The sequence below is a fragment of the Hymenobacter sp. UV11 genome (genome assembly GCF_004684095.1).
Lineage (GTDB): Bacteria > Bacteroidota > Bacteroidia > Cytophagales > Hymenobacteraceae > Hymenobacter.
On record NZ_SRII01000004.1, the window covers coordinates 211452 to 236057 of the forward strand.

Sequence of the window (24606 nt, forward strand, 5' to 3'; positions counted from 1 at the left end):
TTAAGTTGTCAGGCGGTAGTTGTTAACTAGTAGTCGCAGTGTAAGAGATTGATTGACAAGCCAAAAAGGTTAATTGATTTGCTTTCAAGCTGCTGCTTGGAAAGGAGGTAGCGGGGTAGGAGGTAGTAGCCCGGCCCCGGAATTGCGTACAACGCCCTACCCCCGCCGGGCGGGTCGTTGTCACGTCTTTTTTTACTCTACCGAAGCCCTTTGAAAACCCTACCCCGCGACCTGAGCTGGCTGCGCTTCAATGCCCGCGTGCTGCAAGAGGCGCAGTGCGCCACGGTGCCGCTACTCGAGCGCCTCAAGTTCCTGGCCATCTTCTCGGCCAATCTGGACGAGTTTTTTAAGGTGCGCGTCGCTACCCTGCGGCGGCTGGTCAAGCTCAAAAAGAAGACCCGCGCTCAACTGCCCCAGGACCGCCCCAAGCGCCTGCTGGCCGAGGTGCTGGCCGAAGTGCACCGCCAGCAGGAGGAGTTTGGCCGCACCTTCCGCGACATGCTGCAACCCGAGCTGCGCGCGGCCGGCATTCGGCTGCTGACCTCGGAGGAACTGACCGATGCGCAGTGCGAGTGGGTCAAAACCTACTTTCAGGACAAGGTGCGCGACTTGCTCTCGCCCGTGGTGCTGGACGATACCCTGCACCAGCTTTTCCTGAAGGACCAGGCCACCTACCTCACGTTTTTCCTGAGCCAGCCGCACAGCGTGGAGGGTAAAAAAAAGAAGGCCGATACCGAGCGCGTGGTCGTGATGGAGCTGCCTACCAAGCGCCACGGCGGCCGCTTCGTGGCGCTGCCCGGCGGCGCGGGCACCGAGGCCGACCCGCACCCGGTGCTGTTTCTGGATGATGTGGTGCGTGCCGGGGCCAACGACCTGTTTCCGGCCTACGCCCAGGTGCAGGTCAACTCCGTGAAGCTCAGCCGCGATGCCGAGCTGGATATTGCCGAGGAAGTATCGGGCGACCTGATGGCCAAAATCAAGAGTAGCCTGGCCAAGCGCGCCACTGGCTACCCCGCCCGCCTGCTCTACGACCCCGCTACGCCTAAAGAAGTGCTGCGGGCCATCAAGCAAAAAACCGGCATCGAGGACGAGGAGCTGGTGGAAGGCAGCCGCTACCACAATTTTCGCGACTTTTTTGGCTTTCCTGACTTCGGGCGCCGCGACCTGCTGAACCCCGTTTGGCGCGAAGTAGCGCACCCCACGCTGCTGCGCACTGGCTCGCTGCTCCCTACCCTGGCCCAGCGCGACCACCTGCTGCACCCCCCCTACCAGAGTTTCGACGTGGTGCCGCGCCTGCTGCGCGAAGCGGCCAACGACCCGCAGGTGAGCGCCATCAGCATCACGCTCTACCGCGTAGCGCCCAAGAGCGCGGTGGCCAAAGCGCTGCTTAAAGCCGTGAAGAACGGCAAGCAGGTGACGGCCGTGGTGGAGCTGAAAGCCCGCTTCGATGAGGAAAGCAACATCCACTGGGCCGAGAAGCTGCGGCGCGCCGGCGCGCACGTCATCCTCACGCCGCCCGAGCTCAAGTGCCACGCCAAGCTGCTGCTCATTACGCGCCGCGCCGAGGCCGACGACCAGCCCCGGCGCTACGCCTACCTCAGCTCGGGCAATTTTAACGAGGCCACCGCGCACCTCTACGCCGACCACGCGCTGTTCACGGCCAACCCCGACATTGCGGCCGAGGTAGACCAGGTGTTTCGCTACTTCATCACGGGGGAGGAGCCCAGCCACCTGCGCCACCTGTTGGTGGCCCCTTTCGGCCTGCGCAAGCAGCTGCTCAAGCTCATTGCCGCCGAGGCCGCCCGCGCCAAAAAAGGCGAGGAAGCGTACATCATCCTGAAAGTAAACTCCTTGGAAAACCCCGGCATGATTGCCGCGCTCTACGCCGCCAGCCAGGCGGGGGTGCGCATCGAGCTGCTCATTCGGGGCATTGGCTGCCTGGTGCCCGGCGAGGCGGGCCTGAGCGACACAATCAGCCAGCGCGGCCTGCTCGACCGCTACCTGGAGCACGCCCGCATCTACGTATTTGGCAACGGGGGCGAGGAAAAGGTGTACGTTTCGTCAGCCGACTGGATGGGCCGCAACCTCGACCGCCGCGTCGAAGTCGCCTTTCCCATCCTCGATGATGGCCTGCGCGCCGAAATCCGCTACCTGCTCGACCTGGAGCGCCAGGACAACGTGAAAGCCCGCGACTTCAACAACCAGCTCCCTACCCCCCCTACAGAGGGCGAACCCGTGGTGCGCACCCAGGAAGCCCAACGCCAGTACCTGCAAAAGCTGGCGCGGCACCGCAAGCCCCGGCCCAAAGCCGCGCGCTAGCTTTAAGCGAGAAAGTGCAACGCGGGGTGAAACCGCGGCAGCAGCGCTACCCTGTTGCACGCAAAAAGGCGCCCCCGGTGGGGGCGCCTTTTTCTAGGTGGGTTGAGGCGTGCGCTTAGTACTTGCTCACGCGCAGCGTCTGGCGGCCCTGGGGCGTTTCTACGCGCAGCAGGTACACCCCGGCGGGCAGCGTGCGCAAGTCCAGGGGCAGCACCTGCAGGCCGGCGCCGATGGTCTGCTCGAAGCTCAATACGCTGCTGCCCAGTACCGTGCTGAGCGTGCCGCGGATGGTCGTAGCCTCCGGGATGCTGAGCGTTACGTTCAGCTGGCCGTCGGTAGGGTTGGGGGCGGCGGTCAGCTCCACGCTGGCCGTCAGGCCGGCCACGGAAATGACGGGCGAGTACGAATCGTGACCGCTGTTATCTACCTGGTGCAAACGGTAGTACGCCAGGGTGCTCACGGGCTGGGCATCGACGAAGCGGTAGCTATGCTGCAGCGAGCTGGTGCCCGCGCCGGCCACCGAGCCCAGGGCCCGGAAGGTTTGCCCGTCGAGGCTGCGCTCCACGCTGAAGTGATTATTGTCGTTTTCCGTGGCCGTAGCCCAGTTGCAGACTACGCTGCTGCCCGTGCGCTGGGCACCGAAGGCTACCAGCTCTACCGGCAGCGGGGCAACCCCGTTCAGGGAGAAGGGTGAGAAGTCAGTGATGCCGGCGCGCGTCACCTGGAAGCTGTTGCTGAGCGGGTCTACCGATTTGCCGCCTTTGGGAGCCTTATCCATGTCCCAGGCGTTGTTGTGGTAGTGGCCAATGCTGGCCGAGCTGGCGGCGATAGTGGGGGGTAGGGCGCCCTGTAGCGTCATCGTAACATTCGAGTGGCCCAGGTCCTGCTCCGATATAAACCAGGTGTGGCCAATGAAACCGGCGTTTACCAGGGGCTTGCCGTCGCCTTTCTTGTCGTGGCCTTCGCCGGCCTTCGAGCCCGCAGGCAGGGTAGCAATGGGAGAGTAGCTGGCAAATACGCTGTCGCTGACGCTAACGCCAAACACATCCTCAACGCCGCCGGTGAGCTGCGACAAATAAGCGGGGTTGTAGCTAGCCTGGCCCACGGGGAAGAAGGTTGGGGTGCTGGCATTAACGGCAACCGTCTGGCGCAGGGCCCCGCCGGCGGTCGTCTGCACGTAAGACTGCTCGTTGTCGGTCACCACCTGGCCGCCCTTCAGGATGGTCAGGTCATAGATGCTGAGCTGTAGTAAGCACTTGTTGGAGAGGTTCAGCGTGCCGCTAACCGTCACGTTAGTAACGAGCGCCGCATCATTGTTGGCCAGCCGCAGGTTGCCAAAAGTGGGGCAGGTAATCGTCACGCTGGGCCGGTCCGTATTAAAGAAGACCGTGCTGCTGGGGCTGAGCTTGCCCAGGGCCGGCAGCGTGCCGTCGTGGCCATTAAACTCTACCGACCCGTTGCTGGCTACATCCACGAGCATGGGTAGGGGCTGGCCCTTGGCATCGCGGGGAAGCACTTCCGACTTGCTGCCCTGCAGCTTCACGCTCACCACCTTGCTCACGCTGCCATCGCCCACAACGAGCTTGGAGTTGGTGCCCAGAATCTGGTTCTGGCTGAAGCTATAGCTACCGGGAGTCGTGATATAGAAAATCTGGTTGTCGAGCGTGAAGGAGGTCGGATTAATGACCTTGCCCGCGGCGATGCCGGGTGTGGTCACTACCGAGTTCCAGCTGCTGAGTTGATTCACGGGGCCGGAGCTGTAGTTGAACACGCCCGGGCTGTCGTTTTTGTTGCTGGTCAGGGTGCCGGCTTCGGGCGTTACCGTCACGTCGTCGATGGCCAGGCCATTGCCATTGGTGTCTTTGTTGAGCACATACTTCCAGCGCAGCACCACTTCCTTGCCCACGGCCAGGTTGAGGCCGAAGAGCGTGGCCGCCAGCACGCGGCGGTTGCTTGGGGCGTTGCCGTTTTTGCTGGCTACCAGGGTAGCGGTAGAGGGAGCCGCTACCCCCAGGTCGGCCACGCTGGTCCAGGTGCCGCTTTCCATGGCCCCGGTGAAGGCGCTGGTAGGCAGCTGGTAGTCAAAGCCCACCTGGGCGTTGTCCTTCTTGCCCGAGTTATACCACTGCTCCATGGCGTAGCTCACCTCCAGGTTGGCAATCGGGGCGTTGGTGTTGTTGACGAAGCGGATGGCCACGTAGCCCGTGCCGGTGAGCGGCGTGTTCGAGTTGGTGTAGAAGGTAGTGGCGATGCCGCCCAAGGCGCGGTCGCTGCTGCCCGGCAGGCCAAAGCTGTAGTAGTTGGCGGTGGTGTTCACGCCCCCATCATTGCCCGAGATGGGCAGCGCACTGCCCAGGCCCGGAAAGTAGCCATAGCCCGTGAGCACGGCCTGAGCATAGATGCCAGGTAGGGTGTTGTTGTCGCGAAAGCTGTTAGGGGCTGTCGAAACCGGAAGCGTGTCAAAATTTTGGGAGTAAGTCCCGAAAGAAGTGAGCGAAACCTGCCCAAGCGCCGGGGTATTGGCTAGCCCAAGCAGGCAGGTGAGGGTGAGAAGCAGGGAAGAGTAGCGGTGTTTCATGAGAGAAATTGTACTTTTAAAGAGTAGGATTAGATTTATAAAAGAAGCTGTCTGAAGGGGCCGCAAATGTACGAGGATTTTTTTTATATAAATTATCCGTATTTATACTGATTTTTTATAAAAAACATGGACAAGTACTAATTGCATTATTGGTAATAATTGTACAATTGTAATAAATTATATTATTTAAAGAATAAACTTGGCTTTTATTTGCGTTAACTATTTGATTTCAAGAAATTTATATGATATTAGCATAATACAAATAAATTTTAAAACAATTTTAATAGTAGTACTAATCGGTTAAATACTGTTGCAACATGAATTTTTCACGTAATTATACAATACCAATAAAAGTGCTCGTAAAAAGCTGTTAATCAATCCGCTTTTTTGCTATTGTTCCATCCCTGCGCTGCTGAATTTCCACTGCATAATTTCAAGAATGCAGCGAGAAAAAAGGGCCTTTTTGGGGCTGCCTACCCCCTGGCTGCCTCTTGGCGCTGCCACCTGCGAGGGGGGTGCGGGCAGCCTACGGGGCAGAAAGCTTCGCCTCGGCAGGCGGGCCCGGCCCGCTACCAACTACTAGCCATGCCAGCCAGCTACCCCCCCCCGCCGGTACAGCGATGAAACCCCCGCATCTCGGCGGGAGGCGTAAGCGTACTGAATGCCCTTGCCAAGTAGCTGCCCTAAGATGATATCTGAATAGGGGCCGGGCGGGCTGCCGGTTTTTCGGCGGCTGTCTGCTCTTTGTTCGTGCCCCTCGTTCCAACAGCGAGCGGATAGCCAGCAGCCCGCCCAACGGCGGCCACTTACTAAACCCCTATCCGGATAGGCTCTAAGCGCACGGGCATCCGTCGGCTACGCATGGCGCTCCGTTGGTGCGGCTACCCTCAGTTTCGGCTACTGCGGCTTGGCAATGGCCGAACGTCGGCTACGCGCAGCATTTCACTAGCAAGGCTGCCGCGTGGTGGGGCACTTGCTTGCCGCTGGCCCAGGGGCAAGCAGGTGTGTTGGGGGCGCGTTTCGGGGGGTAGTAGCCAGTAAGCACAGGCTGGTCGCCATGCCGCTGGGCCGTAGTCAATCCCATCGCCCTACCCCCCTTGGTAGCTGCTGGCGCCGGGAGCCGTGATTTGGGCTGGACGCAGTAGTACTACGCCGCCACCGGGTGGGCGCTCAGGCAACCTTTACTGGTGCGAACAGGGTGAAGCGTCTCGGTGGCTGGGGCGGCCACGTAGGGCCTTGGCATAGGGCTTAGCCCGATGCAAGCAGACCGGATACTTCAGTTGCCGGAGCGAGTGGAACTTCAAAAGTCTCGTATTACCCTAGAACAGGAAGTCAAATCCCAGAAACACCAGCTTTTCCTCGCCTACAGTGTAGGTGACGTTGATGATGGCTTGCTTGAGAATGCTGACGAAAGCGCCGCCGCCGAAGCCGGCGTGCAAGGCATCAAGGCCGGTGCGGGTGTCGTTGTCGGAGTACACGCGGCCGGCGTCGGCCAGGCCCAGCACGCCAAACTCGCCGGGGAAGAGGTAGGCGTTGAACTTGAACAGGTGCAGGCGGGCCTCAAAGTTGCCGTAGAGGCTGCTGCGGCCCGCGAAGCGCGTGCGGCGGTAGCCGCGCAGGTTGGTGGTGCCGCCCAGCGTGTTGGCTTGGTAAAAGCGGTAGTCGCCAATGTTGTGCGCTACCCCGAGGCGGCCGGCGTAGGTGAGGCGGAACGGGAAATTAGGCGTGAGGTAGGCGCTTATTTCCGACGAGAGGCGGCCGTAGCGCAGCTGCTCGCCGTTGAGCTGCCAGTTGTACTGCGCCTCGTTGTGCCAGCGGATGCCGATGCGCGGGTCCTTGGGTGAAGAAAGCGCGTCGATGTTGGCGTAGAATAGCGCTCCCAGGTATTGATTAGCCTGAAAGTCGGTGGCGCGGATGCCAAACGAGCGGTTTTCCAGACCCGGCCCGATGGCTTTCCGAATCTCGCTGCCGATGGGGCCGGTTTCGACCTGAAACCGCTCGTACTGCGGGCCAAAGCCGACTTTGCCGAAGCCAAACAGGTTGCGCTCCAGCGTGGGGGCCACGTAGAGGCGGCTGAAGCGCACCCGGTACAGGTCGTTGATGGCGCTCACGCTGGCATTTTCGGAGCCAACCGCGATATTCTGGGTGTTGTTGCCGATGCCAAAGAAGTTGTAGAGCAGCTGCGGGCCGTAGTATTGCGCGGCTACGTGCAGGTCGGTCTTACCCCCAAATACGCTCGTGAACTGCCCCGTATAGCGCAGGTTATACGCTTGGCGGGTAGGGGCAAAGTTGGCCGTCAGGGTCTGCTCCGAGCCGAATGGCTCGCGCCGGAACGCGTAGCGCCGGTGCGTGACGCCGCCCCCGATGAGGAAGCCATCGTCGATATTATACCCAAAAAACAGAGCCGGGCCGGTGTAGTTGAGTCGGTAGTCTTTGAGGTCGAAGCGCTTGGGGTGGTCGTAGCGGCTCACGTCGGCGCCCGGCTCCAGGCGCAGGCGGGCTTCGCCCAGGCGGTTGATAATCACGTTACCGGTATCGGCGTCGTAAATCTGGGTGCGGTGCCGCACGCCCGCCACCCGCGAGTTGTCCACGATGCTGTCGCGGCCGGTGCCGGCAATAACGCGGATTTTGTGGCCCTGGCGCTCGTTGCCGCGCAGGTCGTACACGTCCTGGCCGCTGATGCCGTAGAGGCGAATTTCGTCGGTCACGCGGTCAAACGTGCGGTCGTAGAGCACCTTGGTCAGCTGGCCCTTCTTGCTGATTTTCTGCATCACCACGCGCGTCTGGTGGTCGGGTAGGCGCGTCACGGTGAATTTCTCGCGCTTCTGCGAGCCGCGCACCTCCACGATGTCCGACATCAGGTTGGAGTACTTGGTGGCCACGTCGGGCAGCAGGTCGCGGCGGCTCTTGAGCTTGGCCACGATTTCGGCGCCGTGCTCGGCATAAATCTGGGCCGGCCACTTATCACGGAAAGCTTTCTCAATTACCTCATCCGTGAGCTGAGTCTTCATGATGTTGGCCTGCTTCACCCATTCTTCGCGGCTCACATCACTCAAAAACAGCCGGTCGTTGCTCAGGCCGGTCTGGTTCAGGCCCTTATAGTCGCCGTAGTCGTAGCCAAAGTTCTGGAAGTTGCGCACCGCGAACTTGCGCGAAATCAGCCAGGGTAGGACCCCATCGCCCTTAAAAAAGGCGATGTCGCGGTCTTCCGGCACGGCCGTATAAATCTTGTCACCGTCCTTGGTTTTGCGCTGCGCCCAGCGCCACTGGTCCTCGTGGCGGTCCCAGTCGCCAATCCACATATCAAACAGGCGCGAGCGGGCAAAGGCCGGCTGGTCCACCTGGTTGTCGTTGTCTTCGAGCAGGTTTTCGAGCATCTTGTCGGTACTCACCAGCTTTTTGGCGTAGTCCAGGCTCGCGTCCTGGTCCTGGCTGCCCTTGGCGTCTTCTTCCAGCGCGGCGGGCGTGTTGGCAAATTTCTGCTGGTACTGGCCCAGCGCCGGGTCGTTGGGGACGTACACGTAGCGCGGGTTGGTGTGCAAAATGCCGGCTGCCGTGGCCAGCGGGGGTAGCACGAACGACGCATACGGGTGCTGGGACGAAATCTGGTCTTGCAGCACGGCCTTGGCCAGGCCGGTGCGCAGCTGCTCGGGCAGCACGGCGGCGGGGTCCTTGTCGATGCCGCGTACTGTATAGTAATAGCCCTCCTCGTTGCGTACTTTCAGCGAGGCAGTTTGCTTGCCGCCGCCCGTTTTATAGGGAATGAGGCCGCCCTCGGCCGTCTTAATATCGAGTACCGGAAACTTGACGGGGGTAGCCCACTCCTGGCGGTAGTGCGCGCCCAGCAGCCAGTTGTGAAACTTGCCGTGCTGGTTGTAGCTCGGGTTCACGGCCACGGTCACGGTGCTGTCCTGGTAGTGGGGGCGCCGCAGGCCGGGTGGCACCACGGGCGCGCCCACGGGGGGGGTAGCAGCCCTGGCGGCGGCCGTTTCGAGGTCGTCTTTGCTCTGGTTGCCCTTGCGGGTTTGGGCGGTATTGGCCGGGGCGCGGGTGCCCTGCACGGGGCCGGCATCGGGCTTCACCTGGTCCACGGTGCCGCCAGGGCCGTTGGTGCTGGCGCTGGCTTTGCCCCGGCCCAGCTCGGCATACACCTGCTTGCGGAACACGCGCCGGGCGGTCTGGCCCTTGTTGGCGTCGCTCGGAATGAGGTACTCGACCCACACCTGGCCATCGTCGTAGTAATTGAGCCGGGCCAGGCCTTTTTCCTTGTCCGAAAACAGCGCGTCGCCGCCCTTGCCAGGCTTCACGTGCTGGGTTTTGCAGCCCGAGCCGCTGGTGATGAAATGCGACTTGGTGTTTACTTCGTCGTAGTACTGCAAGTTGTGCTCGTGGCCGTTGGCGTAAATAATGTTTGGGTACTTCGCAAACAGCGCCAGCAGGTTCTTCTTATAGTCTTGGTAGGCGGGGTAGGAAATATCCTGCGAAATGCCGCCATACTCGCGGGCTAGCGGATAGATAGAGCCGATAATGGGCAGCGGCAAAAACGCATACTTGGCCACGATGCTGAGCGGAAACAGGTGGTCGGCGAAGGTGAAGTAGCCGCCGTGAATGCCATCCGAAAACAGCGGGTGGTGCGTCACAATCAGAATGTGCTTGTCCTGGTTGCGCTTCAGCACCTCGTCGAGCTGCTCATACACCTCGGCCTCGTTATCCGCGCCGCAGGCCGAGCCAAACGGCCGGTTGGCCTGGTCCGTGATAAACCACTGCGAGTTGATGGCAATCATCACAAGGTCGTCGCGCAGCCGAATTTCGTAGGGGCCGGGGCAGCCGTCGCGCGGCACCAGAAAGTCGCCGGTATAGGCAAAGTTGGCCGAGTCCTGGGCCAGGTAATGCTCGGCGTAGGTTTGCTCCCGAATCACCTGCGCCAGCCCGCCCTTGTAGCCCTGAATCCAGTCGTGGTTGCCGGGCACCATGTATTTCTCGCCCTTGTAGCCCTTCAGCACATCGAGCTGGGCGTTGAGGCGGGCCTCAGCGGTTTTGCGGTCGTACTTGCCCTCGGGCGGCATGCCCTGGTTGTAGATATTGTCGCCCAGGTATACCACCGCGCTTTTGCTGCCGGCCTGCAGCATCTGCTGGCGCATAAAGTTGAGCGATGGCTCGCCGCCTTTCTCGGGCAAGATGGGGTTACCCACGTCGCCAATCAGAAACACCGAGTAGCGGATGCGGCTCGAATCGGGGGGTAGGGATTTTTCCCAGCCCACGGCCGAGCGCCGGTAGTTCGGCTTGGGGTTAATCGGGTTGAAATCCGACTCGCCGGCCTCGCCCAGCTCCTCCAGCTGAGCGGCAGCGGTGAGCGGTAGCGTAGCTAGTAAACCCAGGAAGCAGATAAGGCGAAAAAATAGCGTCATAAAAACAAAATTACGAATAGTAGGCAGGCGCCACCGGTGCCGAGGCAGCTAAGCTCTTTTCCGGTTGCCAGCGTATGGGTAAGGCACCACCCCATATCAGATAAGTACCACTACACCTGCCGGCGCGCCTACGCCACCAAAAGGTGCAAGAAGCGTACCCGATGTTTGGCGCGAAAGCTGCTACGTAAAGTCCAATTGTGCGGTTGAGCTTATTTCTCAACCCGTGCCGGGGGCTTCGCGTTGAAAGCCCACGGCCGGGCCGAACCCAACGCCGCCCGGCTGTTGTTTCTTGCGTTGATTATGGCTACTACTACCCTCCCTGCCGCCGTGGAAGCGCCGGCCGAAGCCGCGGCTGCCAAGCCCGCCAAGCCGCCCAAATCGGAGGTGTCGGCGCTGGTGCAGCAGGCCCAGGCCCACGTCGAGCCGCTGCTCGCGGCGGACCTCGACCCGCGCCTCACCTACCACACGCTGGCCCACACGGCTTACGTGGTGAAGCAGGCGCACGCCCTGGCCGATGCCGCCGCCCTACCCCCCGCCCAGGCCGAGGAGCTGCTGGTGGCCGCCTGGTTTCACGATACCGGCTACCTCGATACCTACGACGGCCACGAGTACCAGAGCATGGCCCGCGCCGAGGCGTGGCTGCGCGAGCAGGGGGTAGCCCCTGCCCGCATTGAGCTGATAAAGAGTCTTATCCGAGCCACGCACCGCGACGAGCCGGCCGATACGGAGCTGGAAAAGATGCTCGTTGATGCCGATATGAGCAACCTGGCGGCCGACGACTTCCGGGCCCGCGCCGAGCTTATCCGCACCGAGTGGGAGCTGCGGCTCGATAAGTCATACTCCAACACGGAATGGGCTGAGCTGCAGCTGGCCTTCATGACGAGCCACAAGTACCACTCGGCCGCCGGCAAAGAGCGCTTTAAGAAGGATTTTAAAAAAAATACCGAAGAGCAGCGCGACATTCTCAAAAAGGCGCAGAAAAAAGCCAAGAAGAAAGAAAAGAAAGCCACGGAAACCTATGCCGAGCCCAAGCGGGGCATCGAAACCATGTTCCGCACCATGTATTCCAACCACATGAAGCTCTCGGACATGGCCGACAAGAAAGCGGGCATGATGATTCAGCTCAATGCGGTAATCCTTTCGGTAATAATTACTTATCTGGGGGCCAAGTCGTCGATACTGGCGCCTACCGGCAATGCCAGCTTCACCCGCAACCCCATTCTGGCCGTGCCGATGGGCGTGCTGCTCATCACGGCGCTGGGCTCGGTAACGTCGGCTATCCTCTCGGCGCAGCCCGACGTCACGAGCTTCAAGTGGCTAAAAAAAAATCCCGCCATCGCTACCAATCGGCGCGTTAACCTCTTGTTTTTCGGGCAGTTCACCAAGCTCAGCCTCCAGCACTTTCAGGAGGGAATGCGCGAGCTGATGCGCCAGAAAGACACCCTCTACACCAACATGGTGACCGATGTGTACTACCTCGGCGAGGTGCTCGACCGCAAGTACAAGCTGCTGCGCGTGAGCTATTCCATTTTTATGGTGGGGCTCATTCTCACGGCCCTCTCATTCGGCATCGTACTCGCGTATAAGATGTAGCACCGCTCGCGGGCGTAACTTTGGGGCTTGGCTGCGTAGTTCAAGGGATAGAATAGGCGTTTCCTAAACGCTTGATAGCAGTTCGAATCTGCTCGTGGCTACATATATAATTTTATAAATACCCTTGCTCTCGACAGAAAGCAAGGGTATTTTTTTGTAGCTGTAATATCCTTGCGTTACTCATGTACTATTCATGTGATTGTGGAGTGAAAAAACCTAGCTTTGCCGCCGCATAAGCTACTCTTTTTCATTTCTTAATCCTTTTCCATGAAGCATTTACTTCGGTATGTAACTGCGCCGCTACTGGGTGCGGTACTATTATTCGCCTGTGCCCGGCAGGAGCCTACCCCCTCTGTAGCGCCGGCTACCTCTATCAGCCAGGATGCCTCGGCGCCCGGCTTTCCCGAGGGCTTCGAAACTGGCACCAAAACGGCCTACACTACGGGCACCGTCACGCTTGGCTCGGGTGCCTGGACGCTCAACGACGCGCTGCTCGGCAATACCACGGCCGACGCCAAAACGGGCAGCCAGTCGGCCCGCGTGCGCAACAGCGGCAGCCTCAGCATGAACTTCGACCTGAGCGGCGGGGCGGGGGTAGTAACCGTGGGCCACGCCCGCTACGGCACCGACGCCAGCAGCACCTGGGAGTTGTGGGCTTCTGCCAACGGCGGCTCCTCGTATGCCAAGGTGGGCAGCACCGTCACCAGCAGCACAACCACGCTCAGCACGGCCAGCTTCACGGTGAACATGGCCGGCACAGTGCGCCTGCAACTGCGCAAAACGGACGGCAGCACCAACCGCCTCAACTTCGACAACATCACCGTGGAGAGCTACGGCGGCACCAGCACGGGCGGCGGGGGCACCACGGCCGGCGGCAAAAAATTCCTGTTTGATGCCAGCCACGCCGAAACGGCCGGCAACGCCGACTGGGTGCTCGACGTGGACGGCGGCGCAGTATCGCGCTACCCCACCCCGGCGGCCTCAGGCATCACGGCCAGCACTTCGGAAACCTACTGGACGGCCGCGCTCTCGTCGTGGGGCGTGGCCCTGGTGAAGCTCGGCAACTCGGTCGAGAACCTGCCCACGGGCACGGCTATCACCTACGGCAATAGCGCTAACCCGCAGGACCTGAGCAACTACAGCGTGTTTATAGTGGATGAGCCGAACACGCTGTTCACGGCGGCTGAGAAAACGGCCATCCTCACGTTCGTGAAGAACGGCGGCGGCCTGTTCATGATTTCTGACCACGACGTATCGGACCGCAACAACGACGGCAAGGACTCGCCGGCCATCTGGAACGACCTGATGAGCAACAACTCGATGCAGGCCAACCCCTTTGGCTACAGCATCGCCCTCACCAATATCTCCGAAACCAGCAGCAACGTGCTGGCCAGCAGCACCAACGTGATTTTGCACGGCTCGCAGGGCAACGTGACGCAGCTCAAATTCTCGAACGGCGCCACCATCACCAAAACCAGCGGCTCGGCGGCCACGCCACTCATTTGGCAGGGTAGCTCAACGCAGGGCCTCAGCAACATCATGTGCGTGACGAGCACCTTCGGCACCGGCCGCGTCTTCTGCATCACCGACTCATCGCCGGCCGACGATGGCACCGGCAGCCCCGGCAACACCGTGTACCCCGGCTGGACCGAAATCGCCAGCCACGCCCCGCTGCATATGAACGCCTCGCTCTGGCTGGCTAAGCTGCAATAGGGGGGTAGGAGATAAGCAAAACAGAACGTCATGCTGAGCTTGTCGAAGCATCTCGCTTGCGCCATTAGAGTGCTAATCCTAACGGCGCGAGCGAGATGCTTCGACAAGCTCAGCATGACGTTCTGTTTTCAGAATCAGCCTACCGCTTCTGCAGCTCCTTGGCCGCGGCCTCGTCCAGAAACCAGTCGGCGGGGCCGCTGGTGGGCTCGATGAGCTGGGCGGGGTACTGCTCCACGTCGCGCGGCAGCTCCAGTATCTGGTGCACGGCTTCGGCTTTGCCCGCGCCGTAGACCAGGAAGGCCACGGCGCGCGCCTGGTTGATGAGCGGGGCCGTGAACGTAATGCGGAATACCTGCTCTACGGGCAGCCATACTTCCTTCACGCCCACCGCTTTATCGTGCAGCACGGGCGTATGGGGAAAGAGCGAGGCCGTATGGGCGTTGTCGCCCAGGCCCAGCAGCACGAGGTCAAACTCGGCCTTTTCTTCCTCAAAAAATTCCTCCACGGCCACCCCATACTGCGCCGCCGCCTCGGCGGGGGGTAGGCGCGTATCGACGGCAAAAACCTGCGCCGGCCGAATGCCCAGCGGGTCGAGCAGCGTGGTTTTGGCCATCAGGTAGTTGCTGTCGGGCGAGGTTTGGGGCACGTTGCGCTCATCGCCGAAGAAGAAATACACCTGCTCCCAGGCCACCTGCTCGTGGTAGGCCGGCGAGGCCAGCAGCTCATAAAGCTTCTTGGGCGAGCTGCCGCCCGACAGCGCCACCACAAAGTGCCCGCGGGCGGCCACGGCCCGCCCGGCGGCGGCCACGAAATACTCGGCCAGGGCGCGTAGTACCTCGTCGGGGGTAGCGAAAACGTGCAGGGACGGATTATTTTTTGCCATTGAGGGGAAAGGTAAACCAGTGGTAGCCGTCTTTGGCTACGAGGGCCTCGGCATCTTCGGGGCCCCAGGAATCGGCTGAGTAGTTGGGGAAATTCTGGCTGATGCGGTTTTGCCACGAAGTGAGGATGGGCATCACCAAATCCCAGGCTTCCTCCACCTGGTCGCCGCGCATAAAGAGCGTCTGGTCGCCGAGCATCACATCCAGCAGCAGCGTTTCGTAGGCTTCAGGGGCCTCGCTCACGTACGTGCCTTTGTAGTCGAACACCATGTCCACGGTGTTCAGCATCATATCGACGCCGGGGCGCTTGGCCTGCACTTGCAGGCGAATGCTCATCTCGGGCTGAATGCTGATAATGAGGCGGTTCTGGCGCATCGTCTCGGCCGTTTCGGGCGAAAAGATGAAGTGCGGCACATCCTTAAACTGGATGGTGATGACCGACGCCGAGCGGTGCAGCCGCTTGCCGGTGCGCAGGTAAAAAGGCACCCCCTGCCAGCGCCAATTGTCCACAAAAAACTTCACGGCTGCGAAGGTTTCGGTGTTCGACTGCGGGTTGGCCCCCGGCTCCTCGCGGTAGCCGGGCACCTTGCAGCCCTCCAGCCAGCCGGGGCCGTATTGGCCGCGCACGGCTTGCTCGCGCACGGTTTCGGGCGTGAAGCGGCGCATGGCGCGCAGCACGTCCACCTTGCGGTCGCGCACTTCCTCGGCCGAAAAGCTCACCGGCGGCTCCATGGCCACAATGCAGAGCAGCTGCAAAAGGTGGTTCTGAATCATGTCGCGCAGCGCGCCCGAGCCGTCGTAGTAGCCCGTGCGCTCGCCTACCCCCAGGCTTTCGGTCACCGATATTTGCACGTGCTCGATGCTGTTGCGGTTCCAAAGCGGCTCCATAATGGAGTTCGCAAACCGGAAAGCCATGATATTCTGCACCGTTTCCTTGCCCAGGTAGTGGTCGATGCGGTAAATCTGCTTCTCTCGAAAAATGCGTGATAGCAGTGCATTCAGCTCTTTGGCCGATTCCAGGTCGTGGCCGAAAGGCTTTTCAATCACGATGCGCGTGCGCTCGGTATCCTCCGTCAGCCCGGCCTTGGCCAGGTTTTCGGCAATGATGGGGAAGAAATTGGGCGCCACCGCCAAGTAGTAAATCACGTTGGCGGGCGCTTTCCAGTCACCCTCCAACGACTTGATTTTTTTGCCGAAGTCCTTGTAAGTTTTGGCGTCCTGCACGTCGGCCGCCTGGTAGTAAACGTTGGGCACGAAGCCCTGCCACTGCTCGTCGGTTACTTTGCCGCTACGCGAAAACTCGTTGATATCGTTCAGCATCCGGCCCCGAAACTCGTCGTCGGTGAGCTTGGTGCGGCCCGAGCCAATGAAGGCAAACTGCTGGGGCAGCCAGCCTTCGAGGTACAGGTTGTAGAGCGCTGGCGCCAGCTTGCGGGCGTTCAAATCGCCGGTGCCGCCGAAAATGACGAAGACGGTCGGCTGTGTTTTTAAGAGCGCGTTCATTTATAGCTGCTTGTTAGTGGGCTCCTCGTTCGACTGCTTGGTGCCGGCCACGGGGGGGGTAGTGGGCTGCTGGTTGGCCTCCTGGCCCGCGCCCGCCTCGGGCTTGGCGCGCAGGCCCGTCCACTGGGTATGAAATACGCCTTCCTTGCCAATCAGCTCGTAGGTGTGCGCGCCGAAGTAGTCGCGCTGCGCTTGAATGAGATTGGAGGGTAGGCGCGCCGTGCGGAAGGCGTCGAAGTAGCCCAGCGAAGCCGTGTAGGCCGGCAGGGCCTGGCCGGCCAGCACGGCCGCCGCGATAATGCTGCGCGCGCCCCCGGCGCTGCCCTGCACCAACTCCTGCACCTTGCTGTCTAAGAGCAAGTGCGCCAATTTGTTGTCTTTCTCAAACGCGTTGTAGATGTCGTTGAGGAACGTGGAACGGATAATGCAGCCGCCGCGCCAGATTTTGGCGATAGTCGCCAGCTTCAGGTCGTACTTAAACTCCTCCGACGCCTTGGCCAGCATGTGCATGCCCTGGGCATAGCTCATTATCATGCTGAAATAGAAGGCCTGCTCCAACTGCTTGAGCAGCTCTTCTTTATCGCCGGCTAGGTGTCCGGCCGCGGGGCCGTACTGCTTAGCAAGCTGTACGCGCAAGTCCTTGTATTTGGAGAGGTCGCGCATCGACACGGCCGCGTCTACGGTCGGGAGGGGGGCCTGCAAGTCCATCGCCGCCTGCGAAGTCCACTTGCCGGTGCCCTTGGCGCGGGCCTCGTCCTTGATGTCGTCGAGCAGCAGGTGGTCGGTATCGGGCGCGTTGAAGGCAAAAATATCCTTGGTAATATCGACCAGAAAGGACTGCAAGCGGCCCTCGTTCCACTGCGCGAATACCTGGCCAATGGCCGCGTTGTCCATACCCAGGCCGTTTTTCATCAGGCCGTAGGTTTCGGCCAGCAGCTCCATCAGGCCGTATTCGATGCCGTTGTGCACCATTTTCACGAAGTGGCCGGCCGCGCCGGGGCCCATGTAGGCCACGCAGGGCGCGCCATCCACGTGGGCCGCAATGGCCTCAAACACCGGTTGCATGGTTTTATACGCCTCGGCGTCGCCGCCCGGCATCATGCTGGGTCCGAAGCGGGCGCCTTCCTCGCCACCGCTCACGCCCATGCCGAAGAAATGAAAGCCTTTGTCGGACAGGTCTTTGGCCCGGCGCTCGGTATCGGTAAAGTGTGAGTTGCCTCCGTCGATGAGAATATCACCGGGGGCAAGCAGCGGCAGCATGTCGGCAATTACGCTGTCCACGATGGCGCCAGCGGGCACCAGCATCATAATGGCGCGCGGCGTTTTAATGCTTTGGACAAAAGCCTTGGGGTCGGTGAAGCCCTTCACGGGCTTGCCCTGGCCTTCCTGGCCGAGCAGGTCCACCTGCTTCTGGTTTTTATCGTAGCCGGCTACTGCGAAGCCGTGGTCTGCCATGTTCAGCAGCAGGTTGCGGCCCATCGTGCCGAGGCCAATCATGCCGAATGCGTAGTCCGTGGGGGTGTCGCTCATCGTGCGAGGGGGTAGGGGTGAATGCGCAAAGGAAGGGTATACGCGAAAAAGCGCGGCAGGCTGCCCCTGAAAAAGCGGTGAAACAACTTCTACCAAGCTGCCGCGTCTGCGTATTCTTTAAGAATCCACTCCGCAATTGGTTTTGAAAATGATGCGTACCTCCCAACTTTTGCGCGGGCTGGCCGCCCTGCTAGTGCCGCTGCTGGCCGCGCAGGCCGCCCTACCCCCCGGCCTGGCCGCCACGCTGCGGGCCAGCCGCTGGCAGCACCGGCTGCTGCTCATCGGTGCGCCCACGGCCGCGCAGGCCGATTTTCAAACGCAAAAAAAACTGCTGGCCGCCACCACCGCGGGCCTGGCCGAGCGCGACTTCCAGGTGCTGGAAGTGCCTTATGACCAGCTCACGCCCGCCGACCGCCAGTGCTGGACGCAGCAGCTGGGCCAGCCGCTAACGGGCTTTCGGGTGGTGCTCATCGGCAAAGACGGCGGCGTGAAGCGGGTGAGCACCCGGCCCCTACCCCCCGCCGACCTCTTCGGCACGGTGGATAAAATGCCCATGCGCCGGCAGGAGATGCGCGGTGGAAAGCGGTAAAAAAAGAACGTCATGCAGACCGAAAGGAAGCATCTCGCTCGCGTCGTCGGGTTACTAGCCTCAACGGCGCGAGCGAGATGCTTCCCTTCGGTCTGCATGACGTTCTTTTACTATACGTTCATGCGTACCCACTCCCTACCCCACCAGCACAGCCTCGCTGGCCGCGATTTCTTCTAGTATAGCGTACACGTCGGCGCCATTTTCGGCATCGACCAGGCGGGTGCGCCACTGCTTGGCACCCTCCAGGCCGCGGAAATAGTGGGCGTAGTGGCGGCGCATTTCGAAGATGCCCGCCTTGGGACCCTTCCACTCCAGGCTTTTGTCGAAGTGCATCCGGCACATGGCGATGCGCTCTTCAAGGGTGGGCGGGGCCAGCTTCTGGCCGGTGGCCACGAAGTGCTTTACTTCCCGAAAAATCCAGGGGTAGCCGATGGCGGCGCGCCCAATCATGACGCCGTCCACGCCGTAGCGTGTTTTGTAGGCCAGCGCTTTTTCGGGCGAGTCGATGTCGCCGTTGCCAAAAATGGGGATTTTGATGCGCGGGTTTTCCTTGATTTTGGCGATGAGGCGCCAGTCGGCTTCGCCCTTGTAGAGTTGCACGCGGGTGCGGCCGTGCACCGTAAGCGCCTCAATGCCGACATCTTGCAGGCGCTCGGCTACTTCCTCCACGTTCAGGGTGTCGAGGTCCCAGCCGAGGCGGGTTTTCACGGTTACGGGCAGGTGGGTGTTCTTGACCACGGCGGCGGTCATGGCTACCATCTTGGGGATGTCGCGCAGCAGGGCCGCGCCCGCGCCGCGCATGGCCACCTGCTTCACCGGGCAGCCGTAGTTGATGTCGATGAGGTCGGGCCCGGCTTCGGTGCTGATGGCTGCGCACTCGCCCATCGTGTCCACATCGGAGCCGAACAATTGAATACCGATAGGCCGCTCGTAATCAAACACATCGAGCTTCTGCCGGCTCTTGGCTGCCGCCCGTATCAGGCCCTCGCTCGAAATGAACTCGGTGTACATCAGGTCGGCGCCGTTGGCCTTGCACACGGCCCGGAAGGGCGGGTCGCTCACGTCCTCCATCGGGGCGAGGAGCAGCGGGAAGTCGGGGAGCTGGATATTACGAATATTGACCACAGGAATATGGGATATTTAGAGCTAGAAAGCAAGAAAAGAACGTCATGTTTATCTGGCGTCCGCTTGTCGAAGCATCTCGCTTGAATCGTTGAATTTACTAACGCAACGATTCGAACGAGATGCTTCGACAAGCGGACGCCAGATAAACATGACGTTCTCGGCTGGAACAACATTTATCCCGTTGCCCGCCACCGAGAATTTATTGCGCAAATTTACACCCCCTTGAACACTACCCCCTCTATGAAAGGTTTGCTGCCCCGCCCCGTGCACCCCGCCGTGCAGCTCCTAATGCTGCTGGGCCTGGCCGTGGTGGGGCTGTGCCTGGCTAGCCTGCTGGCCCTGGTGCTGGCCAATGTATTATACGGCCTGTCGATGGAGCAATTTGGCCTGCTGGCCACGGCGCCCGAGAAGTTTCCGCACGGCTGGGACGTGCTGATGCTGTACCAGGGACTGTCGCTGGCGGGCGCGGGCGCGGGCGTGGCGCTGCTGCCGCGGGTACTGGGGCAGTCGGTGGCCAGCTACTTTGCGCCGCGCCGGCTGGGGGCAGCGTGGTGGCCGGCGGCGGCCGGGCTGGTAATTATCTGCTCGGTGCCGTTTCTGTCGGCGCTGGTGAGTTGGAACGCCGGCGTGCACTTTCCTACCCCCCTGCACGACTTCGAGCTGTGGGCCCGCGACAAGGAAGACCAGGCCGCCGGCCTCACCAAGTTTCTGACCGATTTTAACTCGCCGGGCCGGCTGCTGGTGGGCCTCATCGTTATTGCCATTGTGCCGGCTATGGCCGAGGAGCTGGTGTTTCGGGGTGGCGTGCAGCGCAACCTGGTGGTGTGGTTCAACTCAAGGCACGTGGGCGTGTGGCTGGCGGCGGCCATTTTTTCGGCCATTCACGTGCAGTTTTTTGGGTTTGTGCCGCGCTTCGTGTTGGGGCTGGTGCTGGGGTATTTGTACGAGTGGAGCGGCAATATTCTAGTGTCGATGGCCGCGCACTTCACCCAGAATGCCTTTCAGCTCATCCTGCTCTACCTGGCGCAGGGCAAGCAGCTGCCCAGTGCTTTTGACCCCGACTCGACGCAGCCTTTGCCTTGGCCGCCCATCTTGCTGTCGGCCGTGCTCACGGCGGGGTTGCTCTACTGGCTGCACCAGCGCTGGGCGGCCGGCCGCCCTACCCCCTCGCCCGCCTTCGACGCCGCGCCGCCCAGCGAGCGGCGCCTTTCCTAAGCTTTTCCACCCTGGGCGCCCGCGCCCCAGCCACTGCCCGATTTGAACCCCGACGCTACCCCTACCCCCCCCGACGATACGCAGCCTAAAAAAGGCCCCAGCAACCTGCGCCTGCGCGCCATTTGGGGGGCGCTCGCGGCGGCGCTGCTTATCGCTTGCACCTTCGGTGGGCCCATCTCGTTCGGGTTATTTTTCGCCGCCGTGCAGGCCGTGATGCTCAAGGAGTTTTACCGGATAATGCGGGCCGCCGGATATAAGCCATTGGCGTTGCTGGGAATTGTGGGGGGCGTAATCATATTCGCTATTTTCTGGTACGAATCCTTTTGGGTAGGTTTTTCTTTTGAAAAACATGCTTCGGCTGGTATTCTAGCCAATGCCCCGCTTGCTATTGCCGCAAAAACAGGCTACGCTAATACTATAGGTGGTTGGGAATTTATCACCTTGCGCGTGCTACTTGCGGCGATGGCCCTGAGCTTCGTATCGCTCTTGTATGAGCTATTTGCTTGGCCTAAGTCGTCGCCGCCGTTTGCTAACATTGGGGTAGCGCTGGGCGGGATTTTTTATATTAGCATTCCGATGGCGTTGCTGACGGTGATAGCGCATGGCCCGCATGGCTACGAGCCCGGCCGCGTTTTCTGCCTCATCCTCTTTATTTGGGCGGCCGACACGGGGGCCTACTTCGCCGGCAAAAACTTTGGCAAGCACAAGCTGGCGCCCAGCATTTCGCCTGGCAAAACCTGGGAAGGCTGGGCCGGCGGGGCGGCGCTCACGTTGCTGGTGGGCTGGGCAGCCGGCTATTTTCTGCCCGATATCCCGCTGGGCCACCGGCTGGTGGCGGCGGGGGTAGTGGCCGTATTTGGCCCCCTCGGCGACCTGGCCGAGTCGATGCTCAAGCGCAGCGCGGGCGTGAAAGACTCGGGTACCTTCCTGCCCGGCCACGGTGGCCTGCTCGACCGCTTCGACGCCTTTTTGCTGGTGCTGCCGGTGCTGGCGCTGCTGCAAGTGCTGTTTAGCTAATGCCGAGTGCCGAGTGACGAATGCCGTTCAACCCAACAGAACGACATCAGTCATTCGGCACTCGGCATTAGTCATTCGCCGTAAGCCTACCTTTGTGGGGCTTTTTCGTAAGCACACGCATCTTCCCAATCCCACCCACCCTCCACCATTTCCCCCTTCACATGGCAGCCACCACTGTGTATAAAGAGCCCGCCCCGCAGGTAGGCAATACCGAGAATCCCCTGGAATCTATGATGTCGCGCTTCAATATCGCGGCCGAAATTCTGGGCCTCGATGATACCTCTTATGAGGTATTGAAGGCACCCGACAAGCAAGTTATCGTGCACCTGCCAGTGATGATGGACGATGGGAAAGTCCACGTTTTTGAGGGCTACCGCGTGGTACACAACACCATTCTGGGCCCCAGCAAAGGCGGCATTCGCTACGATAAGAACGTGAACCTCGACGAAGTGAAAGCCCTAGCCGCCTGGATGACCTGGAAGTGCGCCGTGGTAGATATCCCCTACGGCGGTGCCAAGGGCGGCATTATTTGCGAGCCTACCACCATGAGCGTGGGCGAGCTGGAGCGCCTCACCCGCGCCTACACCGTGAGCATGAAGGACGTATTTGGCCCCGACCGCGACATTCCGGCTCCCGACATGGGCACCGGCCCCCGCGAAATGGCCTGGATTATGGACGAATTCTCAAAGGCCGTGGGCCAGACAGCTTCGGCCGTGGTAACTGGTAAACCCCTGGTAATGGGTGGCTCGCTGGGCCGCACCGAGGCTACTGGCCGCGGCGTAATGGTGTCGTGCCTGGCCGCGCTGGCCAAGCTCGGCATGAAGCCCGAAGAAACGTCGGTGGCCGTGCAGGGCTTCGGCAACGTGGGCTCGTGGGCTTCCAAGCTGTTGTTTGATAAAGGATTGAAAGTGAAAGGTGTATCCGATATTTCGGGCGCTTACTGGAACGAAAACGGCATTAATATAGACGAGGCTATTGCGTATAAAAATGCCCACAGTGGCCGCCTGGAAGGCTTTGAAGGGGCGGAACCCATGGACCCGACCAAGCTGCTAATTTCGGCGGTAGACGTGATTGTGCCCGCCGCCGTGGAGGACGTGATTACGGAGCACAACGCTCCGCACATTCAAGCTAAGCTGATTGTGGAAGGCGCCAACGGCCCTACTTCGGCCTCGGCCGACCCGATTATCAATGAGAAAGGTATTCTGGTAGTGCCCGACATCCTGGCCAACTCGGGCGGCGTGACGGTGAGCTACTTCGAGTGGGTGCAGAACAAGCAGGGCTTCAAGTGGAGCCTCGACATGGTGACCGACCGCGCCGACCGCATCATGGCAGACGCCTTTGAAAAGGTGTACGCCGTGAGCCTCAAGTATAATATCCCGATGCGTATTGCCGCCTACGTGGTGGCCATCGACAAAGTAGCCCAGACGTATAAATACCGCGGCGGCTACTAAAATCACGGATTACACGGATTTTAACGGATTTCACGGATTTTGTGGACGATTATTAGCTGCGCGTCGGTTTTAATGACGCGGGCTGGTAGTCGTCCATTTTTCGCAGAGGTCAGTGGCAACTGTTACCGTTAACTTGCGTGTTAGTTAGGTGAAAAACTAAAGTCAGTTGAAAAGTCATTCGCGGACCGTCCACAAAATCCGTGAAATCCGTTAAAATCCGCGTAATCCGTGATTAAGATACATAAAGAAGGCCGCCGCATCCTGTTCGTGACGCTGCTGGTGCTGCTGGCCCTCAACCTGCTGCTGAACCGCTACAATGCGCCCAACGTGGTGTTTAATCGCATTTTTGCCGGTGCCTCAGTGGTGGCGTTTCTGATGCTGTTACAGTTTTTTCGCTCGCCCTTCCGCCGCTTGCTTACGCACGAAGACCTGCTGCTGGCCCCGGCCGATGGCAAGGTAGTCGTGATTGAGGAAGTATTTGAGCCCGAGTACTTTGAAGATGCCCGCCGGCAAATCAGCGTATTTATGTCGCCTATCAACGTGCACATTACCCGCAACCCGGTGTCGGGCATCGTCAAGTATTTCAAGTACCACCCCGGCCAGTACTTAGTGGCCTGGCACCCCAAAAGCAGCACCCAGAACGAGCGCACCACGGTAGTAGTAGAAAGCGATGCCGGCCCGCTGGTGCTCTTCCGGCAAATTGCCGGGGCCATGGCCCGCCGCATTGTGTGGTACGTGAACGAGGGCGACGAAGTAAGCCAGGGCGAAGAGTTTGGCTTCATCAAATTCGGCTCGCGGGTCGATATTTTCGTGCCCCTCAACGCCCAGATTAAAGTAGAGCTGGGCCAGAAAGTGAAGGGCGGCGAAACCGTGCTTTGCCAACTGGTAGACTAGCGCCTACCCCCCTCACCTGAACTAAATGAGAAGAGCCCGGCCGCAATATGCGGCCGGGCTCTTCTCATTTAGTTCAGGCTTTCTATTTGCCTTGCTGCTTCATGAATTGCGCCGCGCCGGGCAGGTGGGGTAGCAACAAGCCCAGCCCTATCACAATGACGAAGCAGACAAGCAACGGCACCAGCCAACTGCGCGGCTGAAACGCGTGCGTGCCCACGTAGCGCGGCCAAAACCACAGGATGTACGCCAAAATGGCTGGTAGATTGAGCAGCGATACAAACAGAGGGCTCAACGTATACGATTTCATGAACTGGTTGACTATCACTGCCTCGCCAATCAGGTAGGCCAGCACAAACGCCACCAGTATCCAGATAGCCTTCGTGTTTTTCAGCCGGCGCATGTTGATAGCCAGCAGCACTGCCCCGGTAATAATGGTGTTGAACAGCACCGAAAAAAGCACGATAACGCCTGGCGTGTACAGCACCGGCTGGTCGTCGGCGGGTAGGGCCGATGCCTCGGCTGGGATAGGCTGGCTGAGCTGCGCCGTGGCCGCCTGCTGCACCATTGCTTCGAGCTGCGGGCGCAGGGCCTCCTCCTCGGGGGCAGGCTGGCCCCGCTGCCGCAATTCGGCCAGCGCGGCCAGCACGGCCTCTTCGCGGTACTGCACATAGCCTGTCACGTATGCGCGCAGGTCAGCAGCAGTTTTGAGTGCCATCTTGGCCGCGTAATCTTCCATAATTAAACTCAGTAGGCAGTAAGTACTAAACAGTTAGCAAGTAGCAATTGATAG

General features: G+C 60.5%; 15 protein-coding genes and 1 tRNA gene. 9 read left to right on the plus strand and 7 right to left on the minus strand.

The window, feature by feature from the left end:
• The first annotated feature begins 210 nt into the window (after positions 1-210).
• Entirely contained in the window at positions 211-2319 is a 2109-nt protein-coding gene (gene ppk1 / locus E4631_RS08360; protein WP_133659647.1) for a polyphosphate kinase 1, read from the plus strand.
• Positions 2320-2434: 115 nt separating this feature from the next.
• Here ppk1 and E4631_RS08365 read toward each other — a convergent pair whose 3' ends face one another.
• The gene (locus tag E4631_RS08365; RefSeq protein WP_133659648.1) at positions 2435-4897 is read right to left on the minus strand and encodes a T9SS type A sorting domain-containing protein; all 2463 of its coding nucleotides are present in this window, start codon (positions 4895-4897) and stop codon (positions 2435-2437) included.
• A 1319-nt stretch (positions 4898-6216) separates the two neighbouring features.
• The gene (locus E4631_RS26475) at positions 6217-10305 is read right to left on the minus strand and encodes a metallophosphoesterase (protein ID WP_240734769.1); all 4089 of its coding nucleotides are present in this window, start codon (positions 10303-10305) and stop codon (positions 6217-6219) included.
• 300 nt (positions 10306-10605) lie between these two features.
• Here E4631_RS26475 and E4631_RS08375 point away from each other — a divergent pair, with 300 nt between their 5' ends.
• From E4631_RS08375 to E4631_RS08385, 3 genes are all read left to right on the plus strand, one after another.
• Positions 10606-11898 (plus strand): Pycsar system effector family protein, encoded by a 1293-nt coding sequence (locus tag E4631_RS08375; protein WP_133659649.1) that lies wholly within the window; start codon positions 10606-10608, stop codon positions 11896-11898.
• 29 nt (positions 11899-11927) lie between these two features.
• Positions 11928-11999: transfer RNA gene (locus E4631_RS08380), tRNA-Arg, on the plus strand.
• A gap of 166 nt (positions 12000-12165) precedes the next feature.
• Entirely contained in the window at positions 12166-13611 is a 1446-nt protein-coding gene (locus tag E4631_RS08385; protein ID WP_133659650.1) for a hydrolase, read from the plus strand.
• A gap of 139 nt (positions 13612-13750) precedes the next feature.
• Here the strand turns inward: E4631_RS08385 and pgl are convergent, their stop codons facing one another.
• The 3 genes from pgl to gndA are packed head-to-tail and all read right to left on the minus strand — an operon-like array spanning position 13751 to position 17525.
• Positions 13751-14494: a 6-phosphogluconolactonase gene (gene pgl / locus E4631_RS08390; protein ID WP_133659651.1), complete on the minus strand. Its 744-nt coding sequence runs from the start codon at positions 14492-14494 to the stop codon at positions 13751-13753.
• On the minus strand, positions 14481-15995 hold the full coding sequence (gene zwf / locus E4631_RS08395) for a glucose-6-phosphate dehydrogenase (protein WP_133659652.1): 1515 nt from the start codon (positions 15993-15995) through the stop codon (positions 14481-14483). The genes pgl and zwf overlap by 14 nt, the downstream gene beginning before the upstream one ends.
• Positions 15996-17525: an NADP-dependent phosphogluconate dehydrogenase gene (gndA, locus tag E4631_RS08400; RefSeq protein WP_133659653.1), complete on the minus strand. Its 1530-nt coding sequence runs from the start codon at positions 17523-17525 to the stop codon at positions 15996-15998.
• 148 nt (positions 17526-17673) lie between these two features.
• Between gndA and E4631_RS08405 the strand changes: the two genes are divergently transcribed.
• Entirely contained in the window at positions 17674-18114 is a 441-nt protein-coding gene (locus E4631_RS08405) for a DUF4174 domain-containing protein (protein ID WP_133659654.1), read from the plus strand.
• A 135-nt stretch (positions 18115-18249) separates the two neighbouring features.
• On the opposite strand, the gene dusB is transcribed toward E4631_RS08405, so the two are convergent.
• Positions 18250-19239 carry a tRNA dihydrouridine synthase DusB gene (gene dusB / locus E4631_RS08410; protein WP_133659655.1) on the minus strand — a complete coding sequence of 330 codons (990 nt, stop codon included), beginning with the start codon at positions 19237-19239 and terminating at the stop codon, positions 18250-18252.
• A 240-nt stretch (positions 19240-19479) separates the two neighbouring features.
• Here dusB and E4631_RS08415 point away from each other — a divergent pair, with 240 nt between their 5' ends.
• The 4 genes from E4631_RS08415 (at position 19480) to E4631_RS08430 (ending at position 23816) form a co-directional block, all read left to right on the plus strand.
• Positions 19480-20454, plus strand: a complete 975-nt coding sequence (locus tag E4631_RS08415; RefSeq protein WP_133659656.1) for a CPBP family intramembrane glutamic endopeptidase — start codon at positions 19480-19482, stop codon at positions 20452-20454.
• 42 nt (positions 20455-20496) lie between these two features.
• A complete protein-coding gene (locus E4631_RS08420) occupies positions 20497-21471 on the plus strand; it encodes a phosphatidate cytidylyltransferase (protein WP_166648247.1) in 975 nt (324 codons plus the stop codon).
• A gap of 161 nt (positions 21472-21632) precedes the next feature.
• Positions 21633-22922, plus strand: coding sequence for a Glu/Leu/Phe/Val dehydrogenase (locus tag E4631_RS08425; protein ID WP_133659658.1), 1290 nt, complete (start codon positions 21633-21635; stop codon positions 22920-22922).
• A 231-nt stretch (positions 22923-23153) separates the two neighbouring features.
• The gene (locus tag E4631_RS08430) at positions 23154-23816 is read left to right on the plus strand and encodes a phosphatidylserine decarboxylase family protein (protein ID WP_133659764.1); all 663 of its coding nucleotides are present in this window, start codon (positions 23154-23156) and stop codon (positions 23814-23816) included.
• An 82-nt stretch (positions 23817-23898) separates the two neighbouring features.
• Here E4631_RS08430 and E4631_RS08435 read toward each other — a convergent pair whose 3' ends face one another.
• Entirely contained in the window at positions 23899-24552 is a 654-nt protein-coding gene (locus E4631_RS08435; RefSeq protein WP_133659659.1) for a hypothetical protein, read from the minus strand.
• Positions 24553-24606: the final 54 nt, after the last annotated feature.